The organism is Micromonospora sp. NPDC047548, assembly GCF_040642975.1.
Lineage (GTDB): Bacteria > Actinomycetota > Actinomycetes > Mycobacteriales > Micromonosporaceae > Micromonospora.
Genome location: NZ_JBEYTI010000009.1, coordinates 30056 through 42909 on the forward strand (window position 1 = coordinate 30056; position 12854 = coordinate 42909).

The window sequence follows — 12854 nt, forward strand, 5'->3', positions numbered from 1 at the left end:
GCATGGGCGTTGACACGTCGGACCGCGACGAGTTGCTCGGGCAGTTCAGGGCCGCGTACGCCGAGTTCCGGGACCAGGCATCGCACCGGCGCGGCTGGGGCCTCTGGACTGGGTCGGGACGTCCGCTGATCGGTCCGTTCAATGCGGCCGGGGTGGCGCGGCGGTATCGGCTGCTGCTCGCCGTCGCGTTCGTCGTGGGTGTCGTGCTCACCCTGGTCGGCGGCACGGTCGGGCAGCTCGGCGCGGCGCTGGTCATAGGTTCGATCTTCGCCTTCGGCAGTTGGATGGCGCAGGCGTGGGGGCTGTCGCGGGAAGCCGAGTTCAAGGTGGAGGACGACCTGCTGTTCGCCATCGAGCGGGCCCGCCTTGCGCCCTACGCCGACCGGGTCTTGGAGCTGGAGCGGCAACTGCGCGCGCTTCCTCCCGAGCAACCTCACCTGCGCCGCGCGGGCAGTGCATCGTGACCATCGGCCGGCCGATCCACCGGACCGCGACCAGGCGACCGGGCACCGGACGGGCCACTGCGCGACCCGGTCACCGGCTCGTCAACTCGCCTCTTCGACCTCTTCCGTGGCCCGCACTTCACCCTGCTCGGCCTTGGTGACGCTGCGCCACAGTGCTCGGCGACATCGAGACAAAACATCGTCACGCCCTACCTTGTCGGGCCAGACGGCCTCCTCGACGACGACGGACACGCGGCACATGCGGCACCGACGCCCTGATCCTCGTCCGCCCGGACGGACACATCGGGCTGGCCGCCGACCCGGCGGAGACGGGAGCACGGTCTGCCGCACGACCTCGAAGGCCTGATGAGTGGAGTGCTGACCCGCCAACCGCTACCGGAGCCATCCTGCACCCGCAGGGAACCCATTAGATGAGGATGTTCCTGTGCCGGGAAGCGGCGGCTGCATGGTCTTGTCGCCGGGTGGGGCGCGGTGGCCGGGTCGGACACTGCGGCTCCGTCGCGTGACGGGTTGAACGCCCGCGGCCGCCGGCCGGCCGGACGGCCGCCCGACCGCGTGGTGCGGGCGGGCGTCCGGCGCTGTGGCGGTGTCATTCGCAGAACACCTGCACCTTGGTGTCGGGCTGGTCGACGTCGACGGTGAGCTCATCGAGTTGCTCGATGAGCTCCTCGATGTGCTGCGGCTTGAGCTGGGTGAGGTCGATGGGTATCCCTGATTTGTTCAGCTCCGCGTTGACCTGGGTGAGTGCCTGCGGAGGGATGAGGCTCGTGAGCCGGACCCCGGCGCGCAGCAGTTGTAGCGGGACCCGGATGTTGACCCGGCTTGGACCGTCGCCGCCGAAGTCGTCCTCCGAGTTCACCACGACGCGCAGGTACTTGGGTCGGGGTTTCGGGCGGGGCACGGCTCCCGGCGGCGACTCGGGCTGTTCACGTTCGAGGGCGTCGATCAGCCGCTCGGCCTCGTCCGCGGTGATCTTGCCCTCAGCCAGCATCTGCAGGATCTGGCGGCGCTGCTCGTTCATTGTCGCTCCTCCCCTTTCTGAGTCATCTGACGCTTACCAGCACGGCCGTTCGGCCGTCCTCAATCTCGAACCGGGTGCCGGGCAGCGCGCAGAGCAGTTGCCCGGTGCCGCGCAGCGCGCCCACCAGGCTGACCCGGAAGACGAGGCAGGCGACCAGTCCGACCAGCACGGCCACCAGCAGCAGCGGAGACAGCAGCAGCACGACCGGCACGACCGGGACGTACAGCCGCAGCCAGCGGCCGTCGCGACGGCGTTGGCGGTACGTCACCAGCTGCGGAATCATCGGGACCTCTCCAGCTCGGCCAGGGCCTCCTGGACGCTGATCTCCCCGCGCTGTAGGCGGTCGACGACGTCGGCGCCGGTGGGCGCCGGGTCGGTGTCGACGAAGTCGAGGTGCTCGGCGATCCGGTTCAGCCGGGACTTGATCGTCGGGTAGCTCACCCCGAAGATCCGCTCCATCTCCTTGATCGAACCGTGCGACCGTACGAACGCGGCGACGAACACCTGGTCGTCGACGCTGAGCTGAGCCAGCTGCGGCGTCTCGAACTGCCCCTCGACCACGACGCCGCTGCCGGCGAGGCGGACCCGCTCGACCACGAACGGCCGTCCGTGCGTCAGGTCCGTCAGTTCCTGCCAGTCCACCCTCGGCTCCCTTACTCTCGGCGACATGCTCGCTATTCATTTGTATCTTGATTTTTTTAAGCCGTCAACGCCCTAATCTTGATTTTTCTAATTTGATCTTCATTGCCTGGGCTGTCGACTGTCGTCCGCGATCCGCCTTGTCCCCGTGGTGACCAGCAGTGCAGTCGTCCCCGCCGGCATGTCGTCGACGTACCTGCGCTCCGGCGGGCGAGCAGTACGCCGACAAAGCCCACGATCCGGCGGTGCGCGTTCACCGAAGGCCCGACGTACACCCGCCGGGTCGTCACCGGGAGCACGTCAGACGCCACCAGGTACGCGGCCCGGGCAGTATCGGCCGGTCTCAAGACGTCAAGGAATCGCATATGGTGGACCGATGGCGTCGATCAAGCAGATCCAAGTCACCTTCGACTGCGCACAACCTGAGCGCGTCGCTCGTTTCTGGTGCGAGGTGTTGGGGTACGTCGTACCGCCGCCACCGGAGGGGTTTGCTACTTGGGACGATTTCGATCGCGCGCTGCCGCCTGAGCATCAGGGTTCAGCGTTCGCATGCATTGATCCCTCAGGTGTGGGCCCGCGACTGTTCTTCCAGCGCGTTCCCGAAGGCAAGGTCGTCAAGAATCGGCTGCATCTTGACGTGCGGGTCGGCACCGGGCTCGTGGGTGAAGAGCGCCTGGCCGCACTTGAGGCCGAATGCGCACGACTGGTCCCGCTCGGCGCGGTACGCGTGCGACTACTGCCTGCCGATAGCAACAACGAGTCGTGCCTCGTGATGCAGGACATCGAGGGCAACGAGTTCTGTCTCGACTGAGTGGCCGCGAACGTGGCACCTTCGCGAGTCGACTGGTGCAGTTCGCCATCACGAGGGTCGCCGTCCCGCGGCGCGCCAACGGTCCTGATCCAGAACCACCCCTCGGTGTCCACGAGCACGAATCTAGCGGCGATCGGCGCGAACATCCGCTCATCTGGAGCCGCTGGACCTCTGACCGGTTTCAGTCGACGCGCAGGCTCACCGGCGCGCCGGTCAGCTCCTGTTCGGTGTACTGGCGGGGGTCCCGGTCGGCGACCATGACCAGGTAGGCGTCCTGCCCGGTCGGCACCCCGCGGACGGAGAACCGGAATCGGCAGGTGCCGTCGGTAAGCGCCTGCGGGTCGGTCAGCCTCCCGGCGGCCAACCCGCCTGTGGTCATGATGAGCACCTGGGCGCCGTCGATGACGTCGGCGTGGGCGCCGATGCCGGCGCAGCCGCCGTGGTCATCCCTGGTGAAGGATGCGCCGTCGCCGAACACCACCGCGCCGGAGACCACCCGGGTGCCGGTGGTCGGCCGGCTCGCCGCAGCGTCGGTGAGCGGTCCGCTGTTGTTAAGGAACATGGCGAGGGCGAGTCCGAGCCCCGCAGCGCCGCCGGCCCACATCCAAACCGGACGCCGTGAGGTCGACTCCGGGTGCAACGGCTGCATGGGATCCCCTGCGGGGTTGGGCCCGCCGGTGTCCGGCGGGACGGTCAGGGGAGTTTCGTCGAAGATTGTTTATCTTCGCAACCCCGTTCAGCGCATCGAGGGCCGGAGGCGGAGGTAGGTCAGGACCGCGAGTACGCGGCGGTTGGTGTCGTCGCTGGGCGGCAGGTCGAGCGTGGTCAGGATGTTGGCGACGTCGCGAACCTGCTCGTGGTGTATCCGCTGACGGCCTTGGCCGACATGGTCAGCCCGCCGACGGGTTCCTGTCGGAGGCGGACAGCCCTGCGTTGAGATTGGCGAAGCCGCGGCGGTTGCCGAGTACCCGACGGGCGTTGGCGGACACTCGGCTGGCGGAGATCAACGAGGTCGCGGCGAGCACGGGTGATGATCCGGCGTTGGATAGTTTGCTGCTGCGGTTGCACACCGAGACGGCGTGCCGCCGGGGCGGGGCGTTGGCGTGGCGTCCGGTCGACCTGGACCCGGATCAGTGTCTGATCCGGCTGCGGGAGATGGGCGAGACCGTGCGGTGGCAGCCGGTGTCGCCCACACTTATGCGGTATCTGCAGCGGCACGCAATCGAGGAGGGGCCGTTGTTCCGGTACCGCAGCGGCCAGCCGATCACCTACCGGCGCTACGGGGGCCCTAACGGCGACGTCGGGGCCCGCTCGGATCCCTGCAGACACACAACGCCGAGGTGCTCGACGGGAACCGGCAAATCGCAGAGGAACTGCAATGGGGTCGGCCGCGAACGATCGACGCAGCATGAAGCCGTCCATAGGCGTGGCCTGGATGGTCTCCAGGCTGATCGCCGTCGTCCAGATGGCGGAGGCACGTCCGAGCCTTCAACCGCCCGCGAGCCGGCCAGCGGCTTCAGCGAGATCCACAGGAACGGGCGGACGGCCATCGTGACGTTCCGTTACCAGCGAGCCGGCAGCCGTCGGATGTCGTCGGCGCTAGTCGCCGGGCCGGGTTTCGGGCGGCGAAGGCGAGAGTGCTGTGCTGAAGCGGGCCGCGACCGTGGCCACGGCGGCATGTAGTTCGGGGCCTTCTTCCACAGAAAAGTCGAAGGGGATAACGGCCAGCCATTCCTGGGCGTACATCGCGGGGTTTCGGGTGCTGCCGACCAGTACGCACCGGTCGCCGTCCGGCTCGAGGCGGCCCATCGGCGGCCGGATCCACGGTGCCACCTTCTCCCGCGGCGCGTGGAACACCACGCGGGTGGGGTACTTCCAGCCTGTGCCGAGATTCTCCTCGAGCGCGGCAACCGGATCCAGGTCGTCGGGCGGCGTAAAGCCGTGCGGCATCTGCCGCACGGCCCGAACCCGGTCGATACGGTACGTGCGGATCGCGTCCGCGCGGTGCGAGTGGCACAGCAGGTACCAGCGCCCGTACCGCACCACGACTGCCCACGGGTCGACCTCGGCGTCCCACTCCTCGCCGCTCTCGCCTCGATAGGTGACCAGGACGCGGCGCCGGTCGGCGACGGCGGCGACCAGGGCGCTTGTGGTGGCGGGGTCAGGGCGGGCCGAATGTCGGTCAGGGGTGGCCGAGGCGTACGCCCGCAGTGCCGCCGCCTGCCGTCCGACGCTGTCGGGGAGAGCCCGGATGACCTTGCTGAGCGCCGAGCCGATCAGGTCGTCGGCATCGATCGCGGCCGGCTGCCCGTCGAGCACGGCCATGACCAGGCCGAGCGCTTGCTCCTGGGTGAAGACGACCGGCGGTAGCCGGGTGCCGCGGCCCAGCCGGTAGCCGCCGTACGGCCCGCGGACCGATTCGACCGGGATGCCGGCCTCGCGAAGGATCCCGACGTAGCGTCGCGCGGCCCGCTCCGTCACGCCTAGGAGGGAGGCGAGCTGGTCGGCAGTCGCGCCGGGACGTGCCTGCAGGATCTCGAGCGCGCGCAGGGCCCGGGCGGTAGGGCTCGGACCGGTTCGCACAGCGGAAAGAGTAACGGAAGTAGAACGTCCGGAATCGCCTCTAGGTTGATTCCATGACTGCAGAACAGATCGTGCTCCTGGGTGGCCTATGGCTCGACGGGTCGGTGTGGACCAGCGTCGCGTGCGAGCTGGAAAAGAGGGGCCGCCATGCGGTGCCGGTGACCCTGCCGGGGCAGGGCGACGGGAACATGTCGGCGACGCTGGCCGACCAGCTGACCGCAGTGCTTGCCGCCGTGGACGGGGGTCCCGGCAGGTCGGTGGTGGTGGGGCACTCCGCAGCCTGCACCCTGGCCTGGATGGCGGCCGACGCGCGGCCCGGGCGCGTGGCCAAGGTCGTGCTGATCGGCGGGTTCCCCTCAGGCGACGGGCGGCCGTACGCCGACTTCTTCGAGATCAGCGACGGCGTCATGCCGTTCCCAGGCTGGAGACCGTTCAACGGGGCGGACGCGGCCGACCTGGACGAGCAGGCCCGGCAGGCCTTCGCGGCGGCGGCGATCCCGGTTCCCGAGGGCGTGGCCAGGGGCGTCGTACGGCTGACGGACGAGCGGCGATTCGACGTCCCGGTCGTGGTGGTGTGCCCGGAGTTCACGCCTGCCGAGGCGCAGGAATCGATCGCCGCGGGAGACGTACCCGAGCTGGCCCGGGCCAAGCACGTCGACCTGGTCGACATCGACTCCGGACACTGGCCGATGATGACGCGGCCCACAGAGCTGGCGCGGATCCTCGCCGCGGTCTAGCAGGACACGGAGACCGCACGTGCGGCGTCGTGGTCTGCTGCCGGCTCCATGGCGTGACACTGCCACAACGCAGCATCCGGATCTGCCGCGATCCGGCGCGCTACGCAGCGTCACGGCTGGTGGCCGCTTCGGCATCCGCTTTGTCGAAAGTAGTGCGCTCGAACCGGTCGGTGAACCCGGAAACCACGCGCATCGAGCCGTCGGTCCGCGTCATAGGTTCTGCCATGATCGTGAGGTGACTATGGGGAGGCAGGCTCCGACGCTTCGCGTCTGGCGCGTGACGAAGTACAACCCGGTTGATCGGGATGAGCGGGGCCATTACATCGGCCGCGAAGACACCGACAGCGACTACGGTCCGGTCGAGGCCGCCTATCTGGACACGGTGGCGGCCTTCGCCGAGGACAGGGGCGTGGACGTCCTACAGATCAGGGAGCCGTCGGTCCACATCGTCACGGGCATCGGATCGGACATCCACGAACGCTTCGGTGGGCTCGTCGAGCTGTTCGGCGCCGACCTGGACGGCTACCACGACGGCGCTCCTCTTCAGCTGGATCATGCCGTGGAGCTGGTGCGGTTGATGCTGCGTGGCGACGGCGTATGGTGCCGGCTGGAAGCGGGGGACGACTTCTTCGTTCACGTCGGCTGGGACCAGTACGTCTATGTCGGCAGCAGCGCTGGCTGCCCCAAGGCGGTCGCCTTCGCCCAAAAGCATGGTCTGTTCGCGGAGCCGATCTCCGGCTCGCCGTACGTCTTCGGGTTGGACGACGACGACCACATCGACGTCCGCTCCGCCGACGCGGCATTCTGGGCCGACCTGGCGGAGTTGGTTGACGAACTCGGCACCGCGCTGCTCGAGGAGGGCTACGTGCACAACGACTCGCGATGGCACCGGCTGACCCCGAGCACCGTTGACACGGTCCGTGACAGTTTGACACCTCGCGCGCGACTGCTGGTCTGGCCCGATTTGAGCGCCGATGTCCTGGGTGTGCTGGACTCGCTGCCCGACGAAGGACTTGTCGAGGTGGTCTGGCAGGACCATGCCGGCCGGATCACCAGCCGTCTTATCGAGGAGTCCGACCAGCCTGCAGTACGCGCGCGACTAGCGGATGCCGCTGCCGCAACAGCTTTATCGGTGTACGCCGAGCAACGCCGCCCCCTAATGACGGCCGTTCTTCCCGATTCCGATGGAGTCCTGGGCGCCCGCTGGACTCCATAGCCGGTAAGGAATGGATGCGCGCATTTGCCGCCGTCCGGGCGTTACTTGGCGTTTTCTGTGTGGGTGACACTCAACTTCTGTCGGGAACTGTCGGCCGCCGACTGGATCGCCCACAGCGACCTGCCGTGGCAGCAGCTTGTGGGCCTCGGCCCTGCGGGCTTCGACGCCTACGCGCGGCTTCGGTTCCTGCCCGATCCGACACGCCCCGGCCAAAGCGAGAACGACGTCGACGCGGACTGGCCCACCGACCAGCTGCCCACCCTCTTCGAGGTGCTGGCCACCCACACCACGACCCCCGAAGACTGCTACTTCTGCGTCTGGGAAGGCTTCGGCGACGCCGACGTCGCAGCCGACGACGACGCCGTGTACATCGGCGAAGAGAACACAGGCGCCCCGCTCGAGCGGCTCGGCGGCCAGCCGGGCCTGGCACCCACACCCGCTGCCCCGCCCTCGACACCGCGTGCGCCCAAGGTTGTGGTGCCCAACCGTGCGTACTGGTTGTTTCGAGGGCCGTTAGCCGACGTCGGCACATGGGACACCGCTGCGGGGTGGCCGGGCCAGCGTCGTCTCACCAACGCCGAGCCGGCATTCGCCTGGCCCGCTGATCACGCCTGGTGCGTGGCCACGGACGTCGATCCGCACTGGGCCGGGATCGGCGGGACCCGGGCGCTGATCACCCAACTCACCACCGACCCACGCCTCGACGTGGTCCCCGCCGACCCCACCCAGGACCAGCCGCTCTACCGATGAACAGCCCAGTGCCCAGTTGACGAGTGCTTTGCGGACCGCTGACAGGGCCTGCCGCGCTCAGGTCGGAACGCACGGATCTGACGCGATCCGCGCGGACAGCCGCCACTCGGTTCATCACAATCCCACACCATGGTTACCCAGGGTGACCGACGGGCGGTAACCGCGGTGCAGTGGGGCCAGCCGCGGCCGGCCGACACGACCGCGGCCGCCCCGCTCGCGGGCGGTGGCGGTGCTACGGTCCGCTGATGTTCCGCCGCGCCCCGTCCGACCGGCCCGAGCCGCTGACCTGCCACCTCGCCGCCGGGCGGGTCGCGCTGGAGGTCGCCGCCGGCAGCGTGGTCGGCCACCGCTATCCGGCCAACTTCGACGTGCTGCACGTCGACCCGACGCTGCCCTTCGCCGCCGTCGTCGACGGCATGGGCTCCGGCGAGGGCTCCCGGGTGGCCGGTGCCACGACGATGACCACCCTGGTCGAGGCGGTCCGCGCCGGCTGGCCCGCCGTCGGGCCTCGCGAGCTGCGCGCGGCGGTCGCCGACGCCCGCTCCCTGGTACGCGCCGCCGGCACCCGGCTGGCCGAGCTGACCGGCTGCACGCTGACCGCCCTGCTGGTCGAGCCGGACGGCGAGCAGGCCTGGCTCGTCCAGCTCGGCGACTCGCGGGCGTACCGGCTGCGCGACGGCGTGCTGGAGCTGATGACCGTCGACCACACGGCCGCCTGGCTGGGGCTGCTGCACGGCTGGTTCCGGGCTGACTCCCCGGAGGCCGCCCGGGCCCGCTACCAGTTGCTGCGCTACGTCGGCCACCCGGACAACCCGGACGCGGACCTGCTCGCCGTGCCGCTGCGGGTCGGCGACACCTGGCTGCTCTGCACCGACGGGGTGAGCGACCAGGTCGACTACCACCGCATGCGGGAGGCGCTCACCGGCGGCGATCCGACGCGGGCGGTCCGGAGCCTGCTCGCCACCAGCCTGGCCGAGGGCGGCGAGGACAACGCCACCGCCGTGGTGCTCCGCGTCCGGCCCGCCGCGGAAGGTGCCGGCGACCAGCGTTGACGCGCTGTTCGGCGCGCGGGCCTTCGACGCCCGGACCCGCCGAGCCACCCGGACCCACCGACCCGGAACCGCCGAGCCACCCGGCACCGCCGATCGCGGACCGCCCGGGTGCGCCGATCCCGGCCCGTCGGGGCGGCGGCCCGACTAGCGTCGGTGGAGTCGGCGTGGCCGTACCGTGCGGGGCGCCCGGGAGGTGAGCCGGATGACCGGATCCACCGGCGCGCCGGTGGTGGTCGGCGTCGGACCGTCACCGCAGTGCACGGAGGTCGTCCGACAGGCCGCCCGGGAGGCGGCCGCGCACGGCCGGGAGCTGGTCCTGCTGCACGCCTTCAACTGGCAGGCGGCGTTCGAGGGGGAATCGGTCGCCGGGACCCGCGCCGAGGCCGACGAACTGATCTCCCAGGCCGGCGCGATCGCCGCCGAGGTCGAGCCGGAAGTGTCGGTCAGCGCCGAGATCGTCGAGGGGGCACCGGTCGCGGCGCTGACCCGCCGCTCCGAGTCGGCGTTCCTGCTGGCCATCGGCGACGGCGGCATGGCCGGCTGCGGGGACTGCGTACCGGCCGACGCGCCGGCGGTGCAGCTCGCCGCGCGGGCCGGCTGCCCGGTGCTGGTGGTCCGCCGCGACCCACCCGTCGCCGGGCCGGTGCTGATCGGGGTGGACGGGTCGGCGAGTTCGCGGACCGCGCTCGGCTTCGCCTTCGACTGCGCCGCCCGCCGGGAGGCCCGGCTGCTCGCGGTGCGGATCGTCGAGCCGGGACGGGCCGACGACGGCGACGACGTGCTCGTCGAGGCGGTGGCCGAGGCCGGGCGGCGGCACCCCGCCGTCGCGGCGGAGTGCCACACCGTCCGCGGCGACCCGGGCACCGTCCTGGTCGAGCAGTCCCGGTCCGCGCAGGTGGCGCTGGTCGGCGCCCGGGGCGACGAAGCGTGGCGCGGCATGCTGGGCGCGGTGAGCCAGACCCTGCTGTACCACGCGCCGTCGCCGGTCATCGTCGTCCGCGGATTGACCACCACGGTGCCGGACGGGCCATGACGCCCGCCGGCCCCGGGACCAACGGCCCTGATCCACTCGCACCCGCCGGGCGATGCTGGACAGGCCCGGATGGATATCCGCCGCCTTCGACATGCAGAAGTCCCCGACGCGCGAGAGGCTATTGCAGCATGAACACCGCTCTCGACCTGCACAGCCCACTGACCGAAGACGAGCTGCGCCGGCTGGACGCCTACTGGCGGGCGGCAAACTACCTCACCGTCGGGCAGATCTACCTGCTCGACAACCCGCTGCTCCGTGAGCCGCTGAAGCCCGAGCACGTCAAGCCGCGCCTGCTCGGCCACTGGGGCACCAGTCCGGGTCTCAACCTGCTCTACGCCCACCTCAACCGGGTCATCGTCAACCGTGACCTGTCCGCCATCTTCGTCACCGGCCCCGGCCACGGCGGTCCGGCCCTGGTGGCGAACGCCTGGCTGGAGGGCACCTACAGCGAGCTCTACCACGCCGTGAGCCAGGACGAGCGGGGCATGGCCCGGCTGGTCCGCCAGTTCTCCTTCCCTGGCGGCATCCCGAGCCACGTGGCGCCGGAGGTGCCGGGTTCGATCCACGAGGGCGGCGAGCTGGGGTACGCCCTCAGCCACGCGTACGGCGCGGCCTTCGACAACCCGGACCTGTTGGTCGCCTGCGTCATCGGCGACGGCGAGGCGGAGACCGGGCCGCTGGCCGGCAGTTGGCTGTCCAACGTCTTCCTCAACCCGGCCCGCGACGGGGCGGTGCTGCCCATCCTGCACCTCAACGGCTACAAGATCGCCAACCCGACGGTGCTGGACCGGATCCCCACCGACGACCTGCTGGAGCTGATGCGCGGCTACGGCTACCAGCCGTACATCGTCGCGGGCGACGACCCGGCCACGGTGCACCAGGCCCTCGCCGGCACGCTGGACCGGGTGCTCGACGAGATCACCGAGATCCAGCGGCAGGCCCGCTCCGGCGGTGCCGTCGAGCGTCCCCGCTGGCCGATGATCATCCTCCGTACGCCGAAGGGCTGGACCGGCCCCCGCGAGGTCGACGGCAAGCCGGTCGAGGGGACCTACCGGGCCCACCAGGTGCCCATCGACGAGGTGCGCAAGAACCCCGGGCACCTGGCCGAGCTGGAGCGCTGGCTGCGCAGCTACCGGCCGGAGGAACTCTTCGACGCCACCGGCGGCCCGGTCCCCGAGCTGGCCGCGCTGCCGCCCCGGGGCGACCGCCGGATGAGCGCCAACCCGGTGACCAACGGCGGCCGGGTGCTGCGCGACCTGGAGCTGCCGGACTTCCGAAACTACGCGGTCGATGTCAAGCAGCCGGGCGAGCCGGCCGTCGGTGCCACCGGTGTGCTCGGCAAGTGGGTCCGCGACGTGATCAGCGCCAACCCGCAGACCTTCCGCCTCTTCGGCCCCGACGAGGTCGCCTCCAACCGGCTCGGCGCCGCCTTCGAGGTCACCGACCGGGTGTTCGTCGCCGGCACCGTCTCCGGCGACGAGCACCTCTCCCCCGACGGCCGGGTGATGGAGGTGCTCTCCGAGCACCTGTGCCAGGGCTGGCTGGAGGGCTACCTGCTCACCGGCCGGCACGGCATCTTCACCAGCTACGAGGCGTTCATCCACATCGTCGACTCGATGGTCAACCAGCACGCCAAGTGGCTCAAGGTGACCCGGGCCATTCCCTGGCGGCAGCCGATGGCCTCGCTGAACTACCTGCTCTCCAGTCACGTGTGGCGGCAGGACCACAACGGCTTCTCCCACCAGGACCCGGGCTTCATCGACCACGTGGTCAACAAGAAGGCCGAGGTGGTACGGGTCTACCTGCCGCCGGACGGCAACACGCTGCTCTCCACCATGGACCACTGCCTGCGCAGCCGGCACTACATCAACGTGGTGGTCGCCGGCAAGCAGCCGGCACCGAACTGGCTGACCATGGAGGAGGCGATCCAGCACTGCCGGCGCGGCCTGGGCATCTGGGACTGGGCCAGCACCGACGACGGCAGCGAACCGGACGTGGTGCTGGCTTGCGCCGGCGACGTGCCGACCCTGGAGACCCTCGCCGCGGCGAACCTGCTGCGCCAGCACCTGCCCGAGCTGAAGGTGCGGGTGGTCAACGTGGTCGACCTGATGCGGCTCCAACCGCCGTCGGAGCACCCGCACGGCCTGCCGGACAACGAATTCGACACCATCTTCACCCGCGACAAGCAGATCATCTTTGCGTACCACGGCTACCCGTGGCTGATCCACCGACTCACCTACCGACGGACCAACCACGGCAACCTGCACGTACGCGGGTACAAGGAGGAGGGCACCACCACCACGCCGTTCGACATGGTGATGCTCAACGACCTGGACCGGTTCCACCTCGTCATCGACGTCATCGACCGGGTGCCCGGGCTCGCCGCGCGCGCCGCCCACCTGCGCCAGGAGATGGTCGACGCCCGCCAGGCCTGCCGCGACCACACCCGCCGGTACGGCGAGGACGACCCCCGGGTCGCCGAGTGGCGCTGGATCCGCGAGACCGACCCCGCCCTGCAGGGCGGGCAGTGAACCGGTCGGCCGGGAAC

General features: G+C 70.2%; 14 protein-coding genes. 8 read left to right on the forward strand and 6 right to left on the reverse strand.

Translation table 11 applies throughout. The features are described 5' to 3' along the window. Window positions 1-2: 2 nt before the first annotated feature. The gene (locus ABZ807_RS12175; RefSeq protein ID WP_357155662.1) at window positions 3-464 is read left to right on the forward strand and encodes a hypothetical protein; all 462 of its coding nucleotides are present in this window, start codon (window positions 3-5) and stop codon (window positions 462-464) included. An 81-nt stretch (window positions 465-545) separates the two neighbouring features. Here ABZ807_RS12175 and ABZ807_RS12180 read toward each other — a convergent pair whose 3' ends face one another. From ABZ807_RS12180 to ABZ807_RS12195, 4 genes are all read right to left on the reverse strand, one after another. Next, the gene (locus ABZ807_RS12180; RefSeq protein WP_357155664.1) at window positions 546-695 is read right to left on the reverse strand and encodes a hypothetical protein; all 150 of its coding nucleotides are present in this window, start codon (window positions 693-695) and stop codon (window positions 546-548) included. A 358-nt stretch (window positions 696-1053) separates the two neighbouring features. Further along, a complete protein-coding gene (locus tag ABZ807_RS12185) occupies window positions 1054-1485 on the reverse strand; it encodes a hypothetical protein (protein WP_357155665.1) in 432 nt (143 codons plus the stop codon). Between the two features lie 22 nt (window positions 1486-1507). Next, window positions 1508-1768, reverse strand: coding sequence for a hypothetical protein (locus tag ABZ807_RS12190; protein ID WP_357155666.1), 261 nt, complete (start codon window positions 1766-1768; stop codon window positions 1508-1510). Beyond that, the gene (locus ABZ807_RS12195) at window positions 1765-2127 is read right to left on the reverse strand and encodes a DUF2089 domain-containing protein (RefSeq protein WP_357155667.1); all 363 of its coding nucleotides are present in this window, start codon (window positions 2125-2127) and stop codon (window positions 1765-1767) included. The genes ABZ807_RS12190 and ABZ807_RS12195 overlap by 4 nt, the downstream gene beginning before the upstream one ends. Window positions 2128-2500: 373 nt before the next feature. Here ABZ807_RS12195 and ABZ807_RS12200 point away from each other — a divergent pair, with 373 nt between their 5' ends. Next, window positions 2501-2935 (forward strand): VOC family protein, encoded by a 435-nt coding sequence (locus tag ABZ807_RS12200; RefSeq protein WP_357155669.1) that lies wholly within the window; start codon window positions 2501-2503, stop codon window positions 2933-2935. A gap of 181 nt (window positions 2936-3116) precedes the next feature. Here the strand turns inward: ABZ807_RS12200 and ABZ807_RS12205 are convergent, their stop codons facing one another. Together ABZ807_RS12205 and ABZ807_RS12210 are read right to left on the reverse strand one after the other, a co-directional pair. Further along, window positions 3117-3584, reverse strand: a complete 468-nt coding sequence (locus tag ABZ807_RS12205) for a hypothetical protein (protein WP_357155671.1) — start codon at window positions 3582-3584, stop codon at window positions 3117-3119. A 950-nt stretch (window positions 3585-4534) separates the two neighbouring features. After that, entirely contained in the window at window positions 4535-5518 is a 984-nt protein-coding gene (locus tag ABZ807_RS12210) for a WYL domain-containing protein (RefSeq protein WP_357155672.1), read from the reverse strand. Between the two features lie 53 nt (window positions 5519-5571). On the opposite strand from ABZ807_RS12210, the gene ABZ807_RS12215 reads away from it, so the two are divergent. The 6 genes from ABZ807_RS12215 (at window position 5572) to ABZ807_RS12240 (ending at window position 12837) form a co-directional block, all read left to right on the forward strand. After that, the gene (locus tag ABZ807_RS12215; protein ID WP_357155674.1) at window positions 5572-6255 is read left to right on the forward strand and encodes an alpha/beta hydrolase; all 684 of its coding nucleotides are present in this window, start codon (window positions 5572-5574) and stop codon (window positions 6253-6255) included. Window positions 6256-6532: 277 nt separating this feature from the next. Continuing rightward, window positions 6533-7471, forward strand: a complete 939-nt coding sequence (locus ABZ807_RS12220; RefSeq protein ID WP_357155676.1) for a hypothetical protein — start codon at window positions 6533-6535, stop codon at window positions 7469-7471. Window positions 7472-7495: 24 nt separating this feature from the next. Then, window positions 7496-8221, forward strand: coding sequence for a hypothetical protein (locus tag ABZ807_RS12225; protein WP_357155677.1), 726 nt, complete (start codon window positions 7496-7498; stop codon window positions 8219-8221). 245 nt (window positions 8222-8466) lie between these two features. After that, window positions 8467-9273: a PP2C family serine/threonine-protein phosphatase gene (locus tag ABZ807_RS12230; RefSeq protein ID WP_357155679.1), complete on the forward strand. Its 807-nt coding sequence runs from the start codon at window positions 8467-8469 to the stop codon at window positions 9271-9273. A gap of 202 nt (window positions 9274-9475) precedes the next feature. Continuing rightward, on the forward strand, window positions 9476-10306 hold the full coding sequence (locus tag ABZ807_RS12235) for a universal stress protein (RefSeq protein ID WP_357155681.1): 831 nt from the start codon (window positions 9476-9478) through the stop codon (window positions 10304-10306). 128 nt (window positions 10307-10434) lie between these two features. After that, window positions 10435-12837 carry a phosphoketolase family protein gene (locus ABZ807_RS12240; RefSeq protein ID WP_357155684.1) on the forward strand — a complete coding sequence of 801 codons (2403 nt, stop codon included), beginning with the start codon at window positions 10435-10437 and terminating at the stop codon, window positions 12835-12837. Window positions 12838-12854: the final 17 nt, after the last annotated feature.